The organism is Allolucifera butyrica (assembly GCF_900476375.1).
GTDB classification, from domain to species: Bacteria; Bacillota; Negativicutes; order Sporomusales; family UPPP01; genus Lucifera; species Lucifera butyrica.
On record NZ_UPPP01000058.1, the window covers coordinates 77,585 to 97,768 of the forward strand.

Here is a 20,184-nt window from a genome sequence, read left to right on the forward strand (position 1 = left end):
AGTATCAGGTATATTTTTACTCATAACGAGCACGTGCTCTGACCTTGGAATAATGCAAATTCAAAAATTACTATATCCGGGATAGATTTTTAACTGATGAATTTTATTTTTTTTCTTCAAAGAGCACGTGATCGTAGAAAAGAGGGAATTCGTATATTATATACCTATTTTAAAAATATAGTTATCTTAATTTTCATGCATTTATAGTAGGCTTGCGCAAGACATCTTTATTTAGCGTAACTAAGGGGGAGGGATTTTTGCACTGGTTTGCCGGCGAAATCATTATTTCAAAAAATATACTGGGAGGTGTTCAAGAGGGTTATGCGTGAACAAGAGAATCAGTATGTACTGGAAATGAAGAATATAACCAAAATATTTCCGGGAGTTCTAGCATTAGACAAGGTAAATCTAAAAGTCAGGGCGGGCACAGTCCATGTGCTTGTCGGCGAAAATGGAGCCGGTAAATCCACACTGATGAAGATTTTAAGCGGCGAACATCAAATTGATGGTGGTGAAATTTACTTCAAAGGTACAAAACTGGATCATCAAAATACCAAATCGGCATTAAATCTAGGTATTGCCATGATCCATCAGGAATTAAGTCCAATTCTCGACATGACAATTGCTGAAAATATATTTTTGGATCGAGAGCCGACTTATAATTTCGCTTCCTTGGATATATTTGTAAATTTCAAAAAACTCTATCAACAAACCCAGGAATTGCTTGACCGGCTGGGGCTGAAATATGACCCGTATATGAAGATGCGGGAACTCAGTGTTGCCGGCATGCAGTTAATCGAAATAAGCAAGGCGATCTCCCGCGGCGCATCGTTGATCATTATGGATGAACCGACATCAGCGATTACTGATACGGAAGTGACAATGCTATTCAATCAAATACGCGACCTAAAGCAAAACGGGGTAGCCATTATATATATCACGCATAAGATGGACGAGATTTTCCAAATTGCCGACGATATTACCATAATCCGGGATGGACAATATGTTGATTCCAATCATGCCGGTTATTACGATGAAAACAAGTTGATCTCCCTGATGGTCGGCCGGACAATTTCCAATATCTTTCCTAAAGACCCGGCTGAAATTGGAGAAACCGTATTGGAAGTAAAAAATTTAACAAGAGATGGGCTTTTTAAGGATATCAACTTCCGGGTGCGAAGGGGAGAGATTCTGGGACTGGCCGGACTAGTAGGAGCGGGCCGGACGGAAGTCGCCAGGGCGATCTTTGGGCTTGATCCAATTGATTCCGGCGAAATCCTTCTGGAAGGCAGCCCCATCAAGGTAAGGAAACCGATGGACGTTATTGAAAAAGGGGTAGCCATGTTATCAGAAGACAGAAAGTCCGACGGGCTTGTATTGTGCAGATCGGTTCTGGAAAATATTTCAATGACGAATCTAAACAAGTTTGCTCCGGGCTTGTTTATCGATTTAGAGCAGGAAGCCGAGACCGCCAAGAACATGATAAAAATGCTGAAGATAAAAGTTCATTCGCTGTATGCGGCAGCAAATACCCTAAGCGGCGGCAATCAGCAGAAGGTAATTCTTGCCAAATGGCTGCTGGGAGACCTTAAGGTTCTGATACTGGATGAACCAACCCGTGGCATTGATGTGGGATCCAAATCAGAAATCCACAAGTTAATGTGCAAGTACGCTCAGGAAGGATTGGCCATTATCATGATATCTTCCGAATTGCCGGAAATTTTGGGAATGAGCGACCGGGTCATCGTAATGCAGGAAGGCAGAATAACAGGGGAATTAAACCGAGCAGAAGCATCCCAGGAGAAAATTATGATCCTGGCTACGGGAGGTAAAATAGGATGAACCTAAGTAAAATAAGGAACCCGGAAGACGGTATACTAGCCAAAATAAAGGAAAAAGGATTTGCCGGCATTTACAGCAAGTATGGTACAATCCTTATTTTTATAGGACTGGTGATGATTGCTTCTTTAGTTAGTCCGTATTTTTTAACGACTGCAAATCTAACGGACGTTTTAAAACAACAGGTTGTAATAAGTTTGCTGGCTTTTGGCGTAACCTTCGTTATTATTTTAGCGCAAATTGACGTTTCGTTAGGTTCCGTAGCGGCATTAACCGGCACAATGGCTGCCAGCGTAATGTCTATGACCCATAGCTTAGCGCTTGCTGTTTTAACCGGGATTATAATTGGCATTGCCGTTGGTATGCTGAATGGGTTTGTTATTACCAAATTCAATATCCCATCCTTTATTATGACCCTGGCCATGACTACCGTAGCGAGAGGGGCTATCCTGCTATATACCAAGGGGGTTCCCGTATCCAATTTAGGCAATTTTAATGTAATTGGCCAAGGTTCAATCGGTCCGATACCTATTTCAATCTTAATATTCATTGTTTGTCTGATTGTTTCATGGGGACTTTTGAATAGAACGAAGTTCGGACGGCGTATATATGCTGTTGGCGGGAATGAAAAGGCGGCTGCTGCATCCGGGATTGATACCAAGAAAGTAATAAGACAAGCGTTTATTTTCAATGGAATTTTAGCGGCTATAGCTGGTATTGTTCTAATGTCCCGTATTAATTCCGGCCAGCCGGCGGGCGGAGTAGGGTATGAATTTGATGCGATTACGGCTGTTGTTGTCGGTGGTACAAGTTTAATGGGCGGAACCGGGACGATTGTAGGTACGCTGATCGGGTCAATGATCATTGGTGTTATCAATAATCTATTAAATCTTATGAGCGTAAATTCTTACTGGCAGCAAATTGTTAAAGGTACCATCATAGCTGTGGCTGTCATATTGGACGTTAAAACAAAGACGGCGAAGGTTAAGAAAAAAGTATAGCGGCGCTTACTGTATAGATATAGTTCTCTCTCGAATTAACCTCGAAAGGGGGGATTGATATTCGAACAACCCAGATATGATTTGCTTTTTGATTTTGGGGAAAAGGGCTATTTCACAATTTAAAGGAGGGTACTTTTATGAAAAGAACGGTAGGGTTACTTCTGGTTCTGGTACTGGCTTTATTCGTGGTTGCCGGCTGTGGTTCTTCCCAGGGAGCAGATAATTCGAAAGGCGCCAAGAAATTTGTAGTAGGGTATACCAACCTCGCTGATACAGATGTTTTCTGTACGAGTAGAAAAGATGCGTTCATAAAGTACACCAAAGGAGATCCGAATCTCGAAGTCCGTTTTACGGATGCCAACAATGATATTAATAAACAATTAGACCAAATTGACAATTTTATCGCTCAAAAAGTAAACGCCATCGTGATTGTTCCTGTAGATTATGAAGGAATTGTACCGGGGGTAGAAAAGGCTAATGCTGCGGGAATTCCGGTAATCGCCCTGGGAATCCAGTCACACGGCGGTGATTATACTTTTGTTGGCTCCAAAAATTATGATGCCGGGAAAATGCAAGGCGAATTTATGAAAGACAAGCTGCCGCAAAACGCCCAAATTCTTTATCTCCAGGGAACTAACGGATTATATCACTCAACCGAAAGATGGCAAGGATTTAAAGAAGCGCTGCTCGACAAAAGACCCGATGTTAAGCTTCTGGCAAGATTATCCGGCAACTATGACAGAGCGGAAGGAATGAAAATAACCGAAGACTGGATTCAGACATTCCCCCATTTTGATGCCATTATTGCCGCCAATGACCAAATGGCGCTTGGCGCACTCGAAGCCTTAAAGACTGCCAACCGCTTGCAGGGTGTAATGATTTCCGGCATTGACGGTACGAAAGATGCCTTAAATGCAATTAAAGGGAATGAGATGTCCCAAAGCATTTTCCAGGATGCGGCTAGTCAGGCTGCCAAAGGGTATGAAGTGATCCAGAAGTTAATGAAAGGGGAAAAACCGCCTAAGGAAGTGATTATTCCCTTCCAATCCATTACCAAAGAGAATGTCGATAAATACTTGAAATAAATTTGAACATTATCATCGATTTACAGCAAACTGCGAAAAGTGGAATCGTCGAGATATAGCCGGGAAATTTACGCATTGATGGGTTAGATAAGTTGGACTTCCTCGAAAAAGTACTTCATAACCCCCTGGAAGCTGCTTTATTAGGGGAGGTCCTTCTTAGTCTAAGGGGTTCTGCTTAAAATTGACTAATGCGAAAAGTGGAATACAACCTGCTAATGGATATACAGTCAATAGCCATTATGGTTGGGGCATTTTTATATTGGGAGATGAATACTTTGGATTTAAGAGAAGCCGCTCTAAAGTTTCATAAGGACAATGAAGGGAAGATTGCCCTGCATTGCAAAGTGCCTGTAAAAACGCGAGAAGATATGACCCTTGCTTACACTCCGGGGGTGGCGGAGCCCTGTCTGGAGATACACAAAGATTACGATACCATCTATGACTATACGTCAAAAGGCAACTGGGTCGCCGTTGTTACCAACGGAACCGCCGTATTAGGACTTGGCGATATCGGCGCGGGAGCGGGCCTGCCGGTAATGGAAGGGAAAGCGGTGCTGTTTAAAGCATTTGCCGGTGTCGATGCCTTTCCGATCTGTTTGAACACGCAGGATGCCGAAAAAATAATTGAAACCGTAAAATTAATGGAGCCTACGTTCGGCGGGATTAATCTGGAGGATATTAAAGCGCCGGAATGCTTTGAAATTGAAGAAAGGTTGAAAGCAATCTGCGACATTCCGGTCTTTCATGATGACCAGCATGGAACAGCAGTCGTTTCTACCGCCTGCATCATGAATGCTCTAAAAGTAATCGGCAAGAAATTTGAAGATATAAAGGTTGTCGTGAACGGGGCCGGGGCCGCCGGGATTGCCATTACCAAGCTATTATTAAAGCTGGGAATTAAAGACGCGATTTTATGTGACACGAAAGGTGCCATCTATGAGGGCAGAACAGCGGGCATGAACGCGTATAAGGAGGAAATGGCCAGGATCACCAACAAGGGCAAGGTTAAGGGAACATTGGCTGAAGCTCTGAAAGGAGCGGACGTGTTTCTCGGCGTATCGGTCGCCAATTGCGTAACCCCGGAAATGGTCAAAGCCATGAATCAGGATGCCATAATCATGGCGATGGCGAACCCCAATCCGGAAATTTTACCGGCCCTAGCCAAGCAGGCAGGCGCAAGAATCGTTTGTACGGGCCGGTCGGATTATCCTAATCAGGTTAATAACGTTCTGGCGTTTCCTGGAATATTCCGGGGTGCGCTCGATGTGAAGGCGGCCGAGATTAATGACGCAATGAAGATTGCGGCGGCCAAAGCGATCGCGGCGATTATCAGCGAGGCAGAACTCAACGAAGACTACGTGATTCCTAAACCGTTTGATTTACGAATTGCGCCGAAGGTGGCCGCTTATGTCGCCCAAGCGGCCATCGAAACGGGTGTTGCCCGGAATAAAGAAGTGACCCCGGAATGGGTGGCTGAACACACCCGGAAATTATTGCAAAAATAAAAAGAAAAGTGGAGGATACTACGATGATAAAAGTGGGAGTTGCCGGATACGGCGTAATTGGCCAGCGGCTTGCCGACGGCGTAGCCTTACAAAAGGATATGGAACTGGTAGGCGTTGCGGATGTTTCCCCCACACTGGCCGTAAGAGCCTTAAAGGAAAAAGGGATGCCCTATAATTTATATAATGCCCTGCCGGGAAATGAAACCCTGTTTGCCGAGGCCGGCATTCCGGTTTCCGGTACCTTGGAAGAACTGGTGCAAAAAGTAGATATTATGTTAGATGCAACCAGTGCTGGAGTGGGAGCAAAAAACAAAGAAATCTATGCCAAGTATAATAAAAAGGCAATCTTTCAGGGCGGAGAAAAGAATAGTGTGGCTGACGTGTTTTTTCACGGGTATGCCAACTATGAAAAGGGAATTGATAAGCAATTTTTAAAACTTACGTCCTGTAATACAACCGGGCTGATTCGGGCGGTTGACTGTCTGGACCGGGAAGTGGGCGTGGAAAAAGTTGCGATCACGATAATCCGCCGGGTCGCCGATCCAGGGGATTATCACCGGGGACTGACCAATGCCCTGCAGGTGGAAAAAGCGCCGAGCCATCAGGCATTGGACTTGATGACAATCATGCCGCATGTCAATGCAACGGGGATCCTGGTGCATACCCCGGTAACGCATGGACATATCATTTCCGTTGTTGCCACCACCAAGAAAAAGATCAATAAAGCAGAAACACTCTCCTTTTTCCGCAAACATCCCAGAATACGGGTCGTAAGCCTGTCCGAAGGGTTCCTGGGTAATGCGTCCCTGTTCCGGTATGCAAGAGATCTGGGCAATCCCCGGGGCGACATGTACGAAATTGCCGTATGGGAAGATTCGGTGGTGGAATCAGGCAATGACATCATGTTTGTCATCAACATTCCCCAGGAAGCCGTCGTCATTCCGGAAAACATGGATGCAATCCGGGCGGCGACGAGCATGCAGACAGACAAAGCAGCCGGCGTGGCGGCAACTAATAACTATTTGGGGTTAGGAAAATGGCTGAAAAAATAGAATTTGGCATAAGAGGAATGGATGAATTCGACTATCGGGAAAAGACAGTACTCTTACGGCTGGATATTAATTCTCCCATTCAACGGGAAACGAAAAAAATAGTCAGTGAAAATAGAATCAAGATGAGTATACCTACCGTGCAGTATCTTCTGGAGCGAAAAGCCAAAATAGCGATCCTGGCTCACCAGGGAGACACCCTGGATTATGAAAACCTGATTCCCCTGGCGGAGCATGCCGAAAAGCTTTCCGGCAAATTAGGAATCCCCATCCAATATATTGATGATGTGGCCGGTCCGGCCGCCCAGGCAGCGGTAAAAAGCTTAAAACCGGGGGAAGTGGTCTTGCTTGGCAACTTGCGGTATCTGACCGAAGAGATTTCAACCTTTGAAAATGCCGTTAAATTAGAACCGGCGGCAATGCTGGATACGTATTTAATCCGTAATTTAGCGCCTCTTGCCGATTATTATGTGAATGATGCGTTTTCCGCCGCCCATAGAAATGCCCCTTCCCTGGTGGCCTTTCCAGAACTGCTTCCCACTGCCGGCGGGCTGCTGATGATGCAAGAATTGTCGGCGCTCACCAAAGTAATGGAATGCCCTGATAAACCATCAGTTTTTGTACTTGGCGGGGCGAAAATTTCCGATGCTTTCGGCATGATGAAACAGGTACTGGAAAATGGGACGGCGGATATGATTTTGACTGCCGGGGTAACCGGGAATGTAATGCTTATGGCCAAAGGCTATTCAATCGGTAAAGCCAATGAAAAATTTATTATGGAACGTTCGTTGGATGTATTTATTGAGCCGGCCAAAGAATATTTAGCCAAATACCCGGATAAAATCAGGATTCCCCTAGATCTGGCTTATCAAAAAGAGGGTCAAAGAAGAGAAATTTCCATCGAAGAGTTACCGATCGAGGAGCCGCTTTTGGATATCGGTTCCAAGACAATCCGGGCTTTTGCCGGGACCCTAGGAAAAGCCGGGACGATCTTTGTGAATGGACCGGCAGGGGTCTATGAAAATAAAATCTTTGAAAATGGCACGAAGGAAATATGGCAGGCCATAGCGGCAGCCAAGGGATATTCCGTTATCGGCGGCGGCGATACGGTCAGTGCGGCGCAGAAATATATCGACCTAAAAGAAATCAGTTATGTATGTACAGCCGGCGGGGCGATGGTTCAGTTTCTGTCCGGCCGGGAACTGCCTTTAATCAAGGCTATGCGTAAGGCCTATCATCAATGAGTGGCAGGGAATCATTCTCTTTAGTTTTGCTGCAATTTGGAGGTGTAAGATGGTAAGCAAGGAACAAGTAAAAGAATTAAAAATTTTTGCTCTGAAAATCAGAATGGAAACGGTGAGAGCCCTGGGAACACTTGGCTTCGGCCATATAGGCGGGGCGGCGTCCATAGCCGATACCATAGCCGTACTTTATGGCGGCGTGATGAAGATAGACCCCAAAAACCCGCGATGGGAAAAACGGGATTGGCTGGTATCTTCCAAAGGGCATGCAGGGCCGGCAATTTACGCCGCGCTAGGTCTGAGAGGCTTCTTTCCGCTGGAAGAGCTGCTGACGATTAATACCCCGGGCACCCATTTTCCCAGCCACTGTGACCGGAATTTAACTACCGGTATCGACATGACAACCGGCTCTTTGGGGCAGGGTGCATCAACGGCGGTCGGTGTTGCTTTAGGAAACAAGCTGAATGGAATTGACAGTTACACTTATTTAATAGTAGGTGATGGCGAAATCCAGGAAGGGCAGGTATGGGAGGCGGTATCCTATGCCGGACACAAAGGGTTGGACAATTTAATCGCTTTTGTTGATGCAAACAAGCAGCAATTAGACGGATATACCTGTGATATCAATGGCAGTGGTGATATTGGCGCCCGGTTTGCCAGCTTTGGCTGGGATGCTCAGGAAGTTGACGGAGCCGATGTTGAAAAAATTTATGCAGCGATTGAAACAGCCAAGGCGGCGAAAGGGCGGCCCTCCGTGATCGTACTGGATACGATAAAAGGAAAAGGCATTTCCTTTGCCGAGGGTAAGCTGAAGAATCATCACATGGAAATCAGCAAGGCCCAGATGGAAGAAGCATTGGCGGTACTGGAAGCTGAACTGGCTAGGGTGGTGAACGTATGAGTAAAATTAAATTGGCAGACAAGTTTGGTACCGAGACAAAAGCGATGCGGGATGCCTATTGTGAGACCTTAATCCAATTGGCGGCCGAAAACGATAAAGTGGTTGTGCTGGACGCGGACCTTATGAGCTCCATGGGCATGACGCCGTTTTGGCAAAAATATCCGGAGAGAACCTTTAATGTAGGAATCCAGGAAGCGAATATGGTCGGCATTGCAGCCGGATTATCGGCGACGGGGCAGATTCCGTTTGCGCATACCTTTGGACCCTTTGCAACCAGAAGATGCTATGACCAGATCTTCCTTTCCTGCGCCTACGCCCAATTGAACGTAAGAATCATGGGCAGTGACCCCGGAGTAACCGCTGCGTTCAACGGCGGAACCCATATGCCTTTCGAGGATATGGGCATTATGAGAAATATTCCCTCCATAACGATTCTTGAACCGGTCGATACAGTCATGTTAAAAGATTTATTAGTCCAGACGGCAGGAAGGTATGGAGTATTCTACATCCGGCTGCTGAGAAAGAATGCGGTAAAAATATATGCCGAAGGTTCTACCTTTGAAATCGGCAAAGGAGTCACCTTACGCCCCGGGAACGATGTGACAATTTTCTCCAGCGGGATTATGGTGAAAGAAGCCTTGGATGCGGCCGATAAACTGGCGCTGGAGGGAATTGCCGCCAGAGTAGTCAATCTGTTTACCTTAAAACCGGTTGACCGGGAATTGATAATACAGTGTGCGCAAGAAACCGGAGCCATTGTCACGGCGGAAAACCACAGCGTAATCAACGGATTAGGTTCGGCCGTAGCCGAAGTGATCGGGGAAAATATTCCAGTGCCGCTGGAGAGAGTCGGCGTGCAGGATCAATTTGGCCAGGTGGGTCCCTTAAATTATCTGAAGGAAACCTACCGCTTAACTGCCGCCGAAATAGTGAAAAAAGCCAAGCAGGCATTGGCAAGAAAGGGTAAATAAAATGATTCAGATCAGACAAAACGGACCGTTCCGGTATGGTTATAATGAGATTACAACTATGGAAGAAATTCAGCATAATGCAATGATGGATTTTGGTATCCTGCGGCTTGCCAAAGGGACGGCGGAAAAAAATGCTGAACCCAGGGAAAGAGCCTATTTGCTGCTGGAAGGAGAGGTAACCTTTGCGTGGGAGGACCATAAAGCAACTGTAAAAAGGGCCAATTGCTTTGATGAGAATCCCTGCGTGCTGCATGTGCCGCAAAACAAACAAGTAGTTATCACCGGCGTCGGGGAAGATTCGGGAATTGCTGTAATCAAAACGGCCAATGAGCGGGAATTTGCAGCAAAATTCTATACGCAGGCGGAATGTAGAAGTGAAGAACGCGGCAAAGGCACAATGAAAGAAACGTCAACCAGAATTGTAAGAACGGTTTTTGATTATTCCAACGCCCCCTACTCCAATTTGGTTGTCGGCGAAGTAATTGATTATCCGGGGAAGTGGTCCAGTTTTCCGCCTCATTACCATCCCCAGCCGGAAATTTATTACTACAAATTTAAACCGGAAAACGGTTATGGGTTTTCCGAGTTAGGCGAGGACGTTATTAAATTAAAAAATAATGATACCGTGAAAATTCTAGATAATGCCACCCATCCGCAGGCGACCGCACCGGGTTATGCCATGTATTATTTATGGGTAATCAGGCATATCGAAGGCAATCCCTATATTACCCCTACTTTTGTGCCGGAACATGTATGGGTTACAGAACCGGACGCGGTCATCTGGCCGGATAAAAAGTAGAGAATGCGAGGTGGGCTTATGAAAAAAACAAGGCTTACAGTTGCACAGGCTCTGGTAAAGTTTCTCGATAATCAATATATAGAATTTGATGGCATCGAAATGAAGTTTGTTAAAGGGATCTTTACAATCTTCGGCCACGGAAATGTAATCGGATTAGGACAGGCATTGGAACAGGATCCCGGTGAATTAACCGTTCATCAGGGAAGAAATGAACAGGGCATGGGCCATGCCGCGACCGGTTTTGCCAAACAGAAAATGAGAAAACAGATCTATGCCGTTACCTCATCGGTGGGACCGGGAGCGGCCAATATGGTAACAGCGGCGGCAACCGCAACGGCTAACCGGATCCCCGTCTTATTTTTGCCGGGAGATGTATATGCCACCAGACAGCCGGACCCGGTATTGCAGCAGATCGAACAATTTCACAATCTGACAATCAGTACCAATGATGCGTTTAAAGCAGTAAGCAAATACTGGGACCGGATTTCCCGGCCGGAACAGTTGATGACTGCCTGTATCAATGCTATGCGGGTGCTGACGGACCCGGCCAATACCGGAGCCGTTACAATCGCCCTGCCCCAGGATGTTCAGGGGGAGGCATATGATTATCCTGATTATTTCCTGCAAAAAAGAGTACATCGAATTGAAAGAACACCGGCGACCCAGGAAATGATAAAAGACGCCGTTACGCTGATTGCCGGGAAGAAGAAACCGATGTTAATCTGTGGCGGCGGCGTAAGATACTCGGAGGCGGCAGCGGCATTCCGGGATTTTGCCGAAAAATTCAATATCCCCTTTGGCGAAACCCAGGCAGGGAAAAGTGCAATCGTTTGGGACCATGCCTTAAATCTGGGGGGAATCGGCGAAACCGGCAGTTTAGCTGCCAATGCCATTGCCAAGGAAGCAGACCTGATCATCGGCGTAGGTACCCGCTATACAGACTTCACAACCTCGTCGAAATGGATATTCCAGAATCCGGAGGTTGACTATTTAAATATAAACATTGCAGCGTTTGATGCGTATAAACTGGATGCGGTAAAGGTGGCAGCCGACGCCAGGGCTGCGCTGGAAGCGCTAACAACTGCGCTGGAAAAGACAGGATACAAGTCGGCCTATGGAGACGAAATAAAAGCGGCGAAAGAGAAACTGAAGGCGGAAGTAGACCGGGTATACGCTGTGGAATATACGGAAAAAGATTTTGTGCCGGAAATTGATGATGATATGGAACGGGAAGCCGTATTTGCCGAATTCCGGCAATTAACAGGATCCTGCTTAACCCAGTCGAGAGTATTGGGTGTATTGAATGAAATGGTAACGGACCGGGATATCATTGTCGGCGCAGCCGGCAGTTTACCGGGAGATTTGCAGAGAGTCTGGCGGGCCAAGGGACCCGGCACTTATCATATGGAATATGGATATTCCTGTATGGGCTATGAAGTGAATGCAACATTGGGAGTTAAGTTGGCGGCACCGGACCAGGAGGTCTATGCCCTGCTTGGCGATGGATCTTACATGATGCTTCATTCCGAATTGGTGACTTCCATTCAAGAGCGAAAGAAAATCAATGTAATTGTATTAGACAACATGACCTTTGGCTGTATAAACAACCTGCAAATGGAACACGGGATGGGAAGCTTTGGCACGGAATTCCGGTTCAGGAATGAAGCGACCGGCAAGTTGGACGGAGGATTTGTACCGGTGGATTTTGCCATGAATGCGGCCGCTTATGGCTGCAAGACGTATACGGTCAGAACCATCGAAGAATTAAAAGCAGCGGTAACCGATGCGAAAAAACAAACCGTGTCCACTTTGATTGATGTAAAGGTATTGCCTAAAACGATGGTTCATAAGTATGGCTCATGGTGGAGAGTCGGTGTGGCGGAAGTATCCGCCAGCGAAAAGATTCAAACGGTTTATAAAAAATTAAGCAAGAATATCGAACAAGCCAGACAATATTAGCGAAATGGTCTGATGTAATCTTTTGGTAGGGGGATTCTCCTGCCATTTTTACTAACCTGAGCCTGTTTAAAAAGCGCGTCTACGTTGTTGCGGCTGTGCGTTCTCATTCAACGTACGACTGAGTACGCCTCATTCGAATGCTCGCCGCGCCTAGTATCCACATCTTTTTAAGCAGGCTCAATCTAAAAGAAGGTGGAAAAATGGAATTTAATTTTGGTTTTGGGAAAAAGACGGTGAACTTTCATGTTAAGGATGAAAATCTGCTGGGAGAAATACTTCCCAAGCAATTAGAAGTTGGACTCGTGAACGAAGCGGAAGTAAAAAGAGCAATGGAGAGCCCCATAGGGACTAAAAAATTAAAAGAACTGGCTATACCCGGTAAAAAAATTGTGATGATCACCAGCGATATTACCCGGCCAATGCCCAGTAAGGTTGTGCTACCGATCGTAATTGACGAACTTAGGGCGGCAGGAGTAAAGGACAGTGATATAACGGTTGTGTTCGCCCTGGGAAGTCATAGAGCCCATACGGAAGAGGAAAAGAAATATTTGATGGGGGAAGAGTTATTTGGCAGAATACGGTGTGTCGACAGCAATGTAAAGGATTACAAGCATTTAGGCACAACGCAGGGAGGTACGCCGGTCGATATTTTTACGGAAGTGGCCGAAGCCGATATGAGAATTTGTCTGGGAAATATCGAGTATCATTATTTTGCCGGCTATAGCGGCGGAGCCAAGGCAATTATGCCGGGGGTATCCACCCGGGCGGCGATTCAGGCCAATCACAGCAGAATGGTTGAGGCAGAAGCCAAAACGGGAAATCTGGACACGAATCCGGTACGTCAGGATTTGGAGGAGGCAATTCAGTATTGTCCGATTGATTTCATCGTGAATGTGGTTCTGGACAAGAAAAAGCAAATCATTAAAGCGGTAGCAGGGCATTATATTAAGGCCCACAGAGAGGGCTGCCGGTTTCTGGATACTGCCAATAAAATAGAAATAGCAAATAAAGCGGATATCGTAATTACAACTCCCGGCGGATACCCCAAAGATATAAATATGTATCAGGCGCAAAAAGCGCTGGATAATGCCAAGCATGCCGTAAAAAAAGGCGGCATAATCATATTGGTGGCTTCCTGCGCCGAAGGGCTGGGAGAAAAGGTATTTGAAAAATGGATACTTGCCGCGCCGACAGCGGAAAGCATGATTGAGGATATTCAAAAGAATTTTGAATTGGGCGGGCATAAAGCCGCAGCCATCGCCATGGTACTTAAGAATTCAAAAATATTTTTAGTTTCCGAACTGGAAGCTGATTTTGTAAGAAAGGTATTTATGGAACCATTCCGGGATGTACAATCGGCCGTTGATCAAGCGTTTGCCGAGCAGGGTAAATCAGCAAAAGTCTTGATCATGCCATATGGAGGCTCCACGCTGCCGGTAAGTAAGTAAGAGGACGAAATACTCAGGTGATCATTTATTAATTACAACAGTTCTTCCCCAAAGCAAATTGGTTTCCTCGATTAACTAATTGTAGCAGGAGGAATTAGCGATGTTAACAAATCGAAAAGTTAAAACGAAAGTGCTTATCTTAGCGGCAATAATGATTGGCATCACCTGTATTATCGGCGGACTCGGCTATTTCTTTATTTCACAATCAAAAAAAGCGATTGATTCCATGTATAACTATAATTTATTAGCAACTCAGTATTTGAACGACGCCAGTAATCAATTACGGCTAATGGAAGTGGATGTCACATACATAATTTTACAATCCAGGAAACCGGTCGATAAAACACTGCTTAGGGACCTTGAAAAAAGAACCGGTGTTTTGCAGGAAGATATAAAAAAACTTAAACAAGTAGATCAAAGCCCCAAGGCCCAAAAAATATTAGCGAAGGTAGAAGGTGACCTGGCTAAGTATTCAGAGGGCATAAAACAAATAATCCGGTCGGAGCAGGCGGGTAAGGGTGAAGATGCTACCGGCAGACTTTTAACTATAAAAAGCTTTATAAACGATTTCATCGATTTGAATCCTGATAATGTTGGTCAGGCCAAGGCCTTAATTTTAAGGAATGATAACTATTACAGAACCTCTGTAACCGTATTTATGGTTATTATTATTTTGGGGATTGCAATCGGTTCGGTCCTGGCCACATTAATTGCCCGAAGTATTGCCAATCCATTACAGGTAGCAATCACTCATTTGAATTGGGTAGCCAATAGAGAAATGGGAAGGGAGATTCCCGAAAATCTGTTGGCAAGAAACGATGAAGTTGGCGATATGGTCAGGTCGGTAGATGCTATGAAGAAATCTTTGCAGCATATCATACTTCAGATAAAGGATAAATCAAAGAGTACCGTTGATAATGCCGGCAGTGTCCGGCAATTAACAGAACAGTTGAATCTTAATACCCAGGATATATCTGCTGCCACGGAAGAGTTGTCGGCAAGTATGGAAGAAACGGCAGCAGCCACCCAGGAATTTAAAACGTTATCGGCGGATTTAAGCGGGACGATTGAAATCATTGCTAATAACGCTCAGGACAGTGAGACCTATGCCAATCAAATTAATGCGCGGGCCGCAGGATTGAAAGAGTCAGCCGCGGCGGCGACGAGGCTGGCCGGTGAAGTGTATGAAGCTGCGAAAGGAAAATTGACCGAAGCAATTGAGCAATCGAAAGTCGTTGGTCAGATCAATCTTTTATCGGAGGATATTTTAACAATATCTTCGCAAACCGATTTGTTGGCGTTAAATGCCGCCATAGAAGCGGCCCGGGCGGGTGAAGCCGGTAAAGGATTTGCCGTTGTTGCCGATGAGGTCAGAAAGTTAGCGGAGCAATCGAATAATACGGCGGCAAAAATTCAGAAAATAACCCAAAATGTAATTCCGTCAGTAGAAAGTTTAGCCTCGGGGTCTTTTGATATTCTGGAATTTATTGATACCATAGTCAAAAAGGATTATGCTTCCTTAGAAGTTACCGCCGAACAATATAGCAATGATGCGGCATATATGCGGAATTTTGCTGCCGATGCCAATAAATCTTCCCACGAATTGTTGGTTTTAATAACAACCATGGCAAATTCGATTGAAGAAATTGCGGCGGCCACCAATGAAGGAGCCAGCGGAAATTCAGTAATTGCCGGAAAAGTGTTGGATATCGTTCATCAAGCGGACGATATATTTTCGAAGGCCAATGAATCAAAAGAATCTACAGAAACGGTCCTGAAAGAAATTTCTACATTTAAAGTCTAAACAGACCACTCAGTTTATCTTTTCCAGGGAAATTATTGTCAAATGATTCCCTTCTTATTTTACCAGGTAAAAGAGGAGGGAATTTTTTTGTTGCTTCCGGCTAACCAGTTCCCTGCCTGATTGGCGAGGTCGCGGGAATAAAAAACTGAATTGTGCTAATATTGGCACCTTTCATTCTAACGATTTCCCGGAATTATATGATATATTGTTCATGAAATAGCGTGCACGGTTGTCTAGCGTACCTTGGTTTTTTAACAATTTGAGTATGGAGTGATCGTTATGAATTGTAGGGAAAGAGAAAAGGCTACGTTATCATTTAGTGATGATTTGGATAGAGGTGCTGTTGAAGAGATATTTTATCCATGGGAAAAAACAGTAAAAAAATGGGAGAACGAGGGACTTTCTACACGTTTTAGCGAAAAAGTGATGTTTCCCACAATACCAACTGATAATTTATACTTTCCTAGAGACAGGGAAATAGAACCCGAGGAAAGATATCTTAATTGTTTGTCGACAGAAGAAGTCTTTATTTATGAGCAAAATCTGGGGTTTGATCCTCTAAAGAGGGTAGCATTCAGGGTGCCATTTCTATGTTTTGATGAAAAATTAATTGAAGAAACATCTGAATATAAAATAAAGCTAGACAGGGATGGATGGAAAAGGAAATATTATAAAACCAGAGATTTGATACAAGAACTTAGACCGGTAGTATCAAATGAAGAGGACTGGCAGCAGTTAAAAGATCGAGTACAAAAAGCCCTGGATGAGTACTGCACAGATGAAAATATTCAAAAAATTTATGGCTGTTACAAAGAGGGACATGATAAGGGCGACTTTGCTATAAGATTCAGAGCCTCTGGTTTCTTTTGGACCCCCCGGACACTTTTAGGGATTGAACCACATCTGATGGCTTTTTATGATTATCCGGAAATGTTACATGATATTAATGAATTTGTTTTAAAGGTATACATGGAGAAACTAGATAAAATTCTTGACATTATAAGTCCTAATGTTGTCTTTTTTGAGGAAGATTTAAGTGGATCTAGTGGACCTATGTTATCTCCAGCGCTATTTGATGAATTTGTTGGAGCGTATTATAAACGCCTGATACCATTTTTGAAGAAAAAAGGGGTAGCAAATGTCTTTGTTGACACAGATGGTGAGTTTAATGTATTAATACCCAATTTTGTGGAAGCCGGAATAGATGGTTTTTTACCGATGGACGTTCAGGGCGGAATGGATATTGTGGCAGTGAGAGAGAAATACTCCACATTAAAATTTATAGGGGGCTACAATAAGTTAGAAATAGCTAGAGGAAAGGACGCAATAAATAAAGAGTTTGAAAGAATCATGCCGGTAATAAAACAAGGTGGATATCTTCCTTGTAATGATCATCAAGTACCGCCAGATGCTCCGCTCGAAAATTATAAATATTATATCAAGAGGTTAAGGGAAGTTATGCAGCAAGCGCGAGGATATTAACCCTATAATTATGTTATTTTTCCGGGGAAACTCAGGAAACAATAAAAAAAGAGGAGGATAAGAAAGTGAAAAGGGTATTGGCGTTACTGTTCGTTCTGGTGTTCACGGTTTCGTTGATTAGCGGGTGTGGTTCAAGTAACTCACAGACGGGTACGGAAAAACCAAAAAAAGTTATTGGTGTTTTACTGGAGAACTTTAGTGACCAGTGGCAAACATATCTAAAGGATAGTATGGCAAAAACTGCAGAAAAGTTAAAGGGCGATAATATTGAAGTGGTATTCTTGGACGGGCGTAGGGATGCAGCCAATCAAATGTCACAAATGGAACAACTAATTTCCCGAAAAGTGGATGCCATTGTTCTCATGCCCGTTGACAATACAGCTGCAAAACCAATGGTGAAAGAGGCCATTAAAGCTAAGATACCCCTGATAAGTGTAAATAGGATACTGCCCAATCAGGAACTGGTGGCGTCATATGTTGGGTCAGATGATGTATTTGCGGGACAACTTGAGGCTCAAGAAATGGCTACTGAGCTTAGCGGAAAAGGTAATATTATAATAATCGAGGGTGGATATGGCAGTTTGCCACAGATTCAAAGAAAGCAAGGGTATGACAATATACTAAAAAAATATCCTGATATAAAAGTTATCGCAACTCAAACTGGTGAATGGACTAGAGAAAAAGCCATGAAAATAACGGAAGATTTGATTCAATCAGGAATGCAATTTGATGGTATCCTTGCGGAGAATGATGAAATGGCACTAGGAGCGATTAAAGCTCTCCAGGATGCAGGAAGGCTTGGAAAAGTGATAGTTGGGGGTATCGATGCAACCCCGGAAGCCTTGAAGTATGTAAAAGAAGGCGAATTGAATTTTACGGTATATCAAAATGCTACTGCTCAAGGCAGCACAGCCATTGAAGTAGCCGCGAAACTGGTCGCAGGCCAAACTGTTGATAAGAAAGTCATAATTCCATTTGAGCTAGTTACAAAAGATAAAGTTGATGATTATATTGCAAAATATAAATAAGATATTCAGCCGCATTAGCTATTTTAATCAGTGATGTTTTTTTCCTTTGTATCATGCCTCAAAATAGTGGCTTAATAGCAGCCCTATGGCCAACCATTATTTATATGGGAATGGAAGTGGTTCAGTGTGCAGTAGGTATTTCCCGTGGCCGGCTGATGAAGATGAACTTATAAGAATCGGTGTATTCAATAATAATAGCCCCGTAATATCGCATAGACATGATTACGTTGAAATTGTATTAATAACAAAGGGTTCTTGTACGCATAAATATCATAATACGGAGGTAACTCTGATACCTGGAGATGTCTTTATTATAGTACCTCATGAGGAGCATTCCTATGGCATTGATTCCAGGGTTACAATATACAATTGTCAATTCTACACAGAAGTACTTGGAGAAGATTGGCGGGAATTAAAGGAAATCAGTGGAATCTATGATATGTTGGTGGTCGAACCAATATTTCGTGCCGAGATAAATTGCCAGGAAATTCTTCACTTATCACCTGAAGGGATCTCATATGTTGAAGCGATACTTACTAAAATTATAGAGGAACAAGAAAATAAATCAGCCGGGTACCGTTTAGTACAAAAATCATATCTTACGTTATTATTAACTATTTTAGGACGGGCATGGGAGAAACAGTTCGAAAGTAAATCATACGAATATAATGGAAAACGAGAATTACTAGCGGAAGCGCTAAAGTATTTGGAAGACAATATTAGTTATGAGCTAAACATATCTGACCTTGCATTGAAGGCATGTATGAGTTCTCATTATTTTCGTAAGGTTTTTAAAGAAGTGACTGGACTTACTCCTATTGATTATATTAATAAAATTCGTATTAAAAAGGCTGTTCGGCAATTGACGGAAGATAGCTGTACAGTGGCTAAAGTAGCTGAAACGGTAGGTATCAATGATACCAACTATTTTTCTCGGTTGTTTCGAAAAACTATGGGATGTACTCCGACGGAGTTCCGAAAACACAAGAGGAAAGATCAAAATGATACAGATCTTTTAATGCATAAGTAGGAGCCAAAGTTCGTCAAGCTAAAGTAAAGTAAAAGTTAAAAAAGGTTTTCCCGAAGGGCTAAGTGATAATTCTCTTCTTAATTTTTGCCAGGCAAAAAGGAAAGAAGGGAATTATTTTTTGTTTCCAATATTTAATGTCAGGTCTAAGCATTTAGTTATTTGAATTAGCTGAAACTGCTCGTAAACCCTCCGGGATCTTATAGACTGCAAATTATTTACCAGGTAAACAATTTGTGAAAATTTTTATTTGGCGTTGACCATGTCGGCGGACTTTTCTATTTCGGTTAAGATATTTTGTAACAAGCTGATTTCACGATTCGTTAACGAACTTAATTTATCTTTAATATCCTTGTCGAATTGTTGGTGGAATTCTAAATGGTGTCGAAACGCAACATGTCCTTTTTCAGTAAGCCGGAATAGGACCACTTTTTTGTTATCTTTTTCCTGATAACGATAGATCAGGTCTTTTTGCGTAAGTTTACGAATCATTTTAGGGACTGCACCTTTGGTGATGCCTAACTTATCGGCTATTTCCGTAACGTTTATGCCCGGATATTTCCCAATCACATCAATCATATGTATTTCGGAGCCATATAAAATATCATTTGTGCCAAATTTTCGCGGCTCTTTTAACAAAGTTGAAAATTTATTAATGAGACGCAATACGGTTTCAATAATTAGATCGCTTTGTTCCATAAGTTTCCTGCCTTTCCTATGTTTCCAGCCTTTAAATACAATGTATAGCAAGTAAATTTTATTGTCAACGGAATTTTTGAAATAATGCAAAAATTTGTATAAAAAGTAAAATTTTTGTTAATTGTAATTACCACATATTGACAGAAAGTAAAAGCAAGTTTATATTTTACATTATAGTAATTATTTTACAGTGAAGTAATTTATTTGTTGAAATTAGATTTTTATGGGTTTCACATTTTTTTTAACAAGATTGTTTACCTGGTATACATTTTTTGAAACAAAATGAAATAGTAATGATTACTCCGAAGAAGGGAGGTCTTATCTAACTAAACATACCGGTTTTAGA

At 43.4% G+C, this 20,184-nt stretch carries 16 protein-coding genes; 15 read left to right on the top strand and 1 reads right to left on the bottom strand.

The genetic code is table 11. The features are described from left to right. Nucleotides 1–321: 321 nt before the first annotated feature. The 15 genes from LUCIF_RS04720 (at nt 322) to LUCIF_RS04790 (ending at nt 19,142) form a co-directional block, all read left to right on the top strand. Entirely contained in the window at nt 322–1,842 is a 1,521-nt protein-coding gene (locus LUCIF_RS04720) for a sugar ABC transporter ATP-binding protein (protein ID WP_122626724.1), read from the top strand. Next, nucleotides 1,839–2,840 (top strand): ABC transporter permease, encoded by a 1,002-nt coding sequence (locus tag LUCIF_RS04725; protein WP_122626725.1) that lies wholly within the window; start codon nt 1,839–1,841, stop codon nt 2,838–2,840. Before LUCIF_RS04720 ends, LUCIF_RS04725 begins: the two co-directional genes overlap by 4 nt. Nucleotides 2,841–2,977: 137 nt before the next feature. Further along, entirely contained in the window at nt 2,978–3,925 is a 948-nt protein-coding gene (locus LUCIF_RS04730; protein WP_122626726.1) for a sugar ABC transporter substrate-binding protein, read from the top strand. A 275-nt stretch (nt 3,926–4,200) separates the two neighbouring features. Next, nucleotides 4,201–5,430 carry an NAD(P)-dependent malic enzyme gene (locus tag LUCIF_RS04735; RefSeq protein WP_370744757.1) on the top strand — a complete coding sequence of 410 codons (1,230 nt, stop codon included), beginning with the start codon at nt 4,201–4,203 and terminating at the stop codon, nt 5,428–5,430. A 23-nt stretch (nt 5,431–5,453) separates the two neighbouring features. Further along, nucleotides 5,454–6,482, top strand: a complete 1,029-nt coding sequence (locus LUCIF_RS04740; RefSeq protein WP_122626727.1) for a type II glyceraldehyde-3-phosphate dehydrogenase — start codon at nt 5,454–5,456, stop codon at nt 6,480–6,482. Beyond that, nucleotides 6,467–7,723 (top strand): phosphoglycerate kinase, encoded by a 1,257-nt coding sequence (locus tag LUCIF_RS04745; RefSeq protein WP_122626728.1) that lies wholly within the window; start codon nt 6,467–6,469, stop codon nt 7,721–7,723. Before LUCIF_RS04740 ends, LUCIF_RS04745 begins: the two co-directional genes overlap by 16 nt. Before the next feature lie 49 nt (nt 7,724–7,772). Continuing rightward, nucleotides 7,773–8,621, top strand: coding sequence for a transketolase (locus LUCIF_RS04750; protein ID WP_122626729.1), 849 nt, complete (start codon nt 7,773–7,775; stop codon nt 8,619–8,621). Further along, complete coding sequence (locus LUCIF_RS04755; RefSeq protein ID WP_122626730.1) at nt 8,618–9,592, top strand: transketolase family protein; 975 nt, start codon at nt 8,618–8,620, stop codon at nt 9,590–9,592. Before LUCIF_RS04750 ends, LUCIF_RS04755 begins: the two co-directional genes overlap by 4 nt. Nucleotide 9,593: 1 nt before the next feature. Further along, complete coding sequence (locus tag LUCIF_RS04760; RefSeq protein ID WP_122626731.1) at nt 9,594–10,391, top strand: 5-deoxy-glucuronate isomerase; 798 nt, start codon at nt 9,594–9,596, stop codon at nt 10,389–10,391. Nucleotides 10,392–10,409: 18 nt separating this feature from the next. Then, nucleotides 10,410–12,350 carry a 3D-(3,5/4)-trihydroxycyclohexane-1,2-dione acylhydrolase (decyclizing) gene (gene iolD / locus LUCIF_RS04765; RefSeq protein ID WP_122626732.1) on the top strand — a complete coding sequence of 647 codons (1,941 nt, stop codon included), beginning with the start codon at nt 10,410–10,412 and terminating at the stop codon, nt 12,348–12,350. Between the two features lie 200 nt (nt 12,351–12,550). Beyond that, complete coding sequence (larAH6, locus tag LUCIF_RS04770; protein WP_122626733.1) at nt 12,551–13,798, top strand: nickel-dependent malate racemase, LarAH6 family; 1,248 nt, start codon at nt 12,551–12,553, stop codon at nt 13,796–13,798. Nucleotides 13,799–13,898: 100 nt separating this feature from the next. Beyond that, nucleotides 13,899–15,602 (top strand): methyl-accepting chemotaxis protein, encoded by a 1,704-nt coding sequence (locus LUCIF_RS04775; RefSeq protein ID WP_122626734.1) that lies wholly within the window; start codon nt 13,899–13,901, stop codon nt 15,600–15,602. Nucleotides 15,603–15,881: 279 nt separating this feature from the next. Continuing rightward, on the top strand, nt 15,882–17,084 hold the full coding sequence (locus LUCIF_RS04780) for a uroporphyrinogen decarboxylase family protein (RefSeq protein ID WP_122626735.1): 1,203 nt from the start codon (nt 15,882–15,884) through the stop codon (nt 17,082–17,084). A gap of 65 nt (nt 17,085–17,149) precedes the next feature. Further along, nucleotides 17,150–18,112 (top strand): sugar ABC transporter substrate-binding protein, encoded by a 963-nt coding sequence (locus LUCIF_RS04785; RefSeq protein ID WP_165865888.1) that lies wholly within the window; start codon nt 17,150–17,152, stop codon nt 18,110–18,112. An 85-nt stretch (nt 18,113–18,197) separates the two neighbouring features. Beyond that, complete coding sequence (locus LUCIF_RS04790) at nt 18,198–19,142, top strand: AraC family transcriptional regulator (RefSeq protein WP_122626737.1); 945 nt, start codon at nt 18,198–18,200, stop codon at nt 19,140–19,142. Between the two features lie 243 nt (nt 19,143–19,385). On the opposite strand, the gene LUCIF_RS04795 is transcribed toward LUCIF_RS04790, so the two are convergent. Beyond that, the gene (locus LUCIF_RS04795) at nt 19,386–19,838 is read right to left on the bottom strand and encodes a MarR family winged helix-turn-helix transcriptional regulator (protein ID WP_122626738.1); all 453 of its coding nucleotides are present in this window, start codon (nt 19,836–19,838) and stop codon (nt 19,386–19,388) included. Nucleotides 19,839–20,184 lie beyond the last annotated feature (346 nt).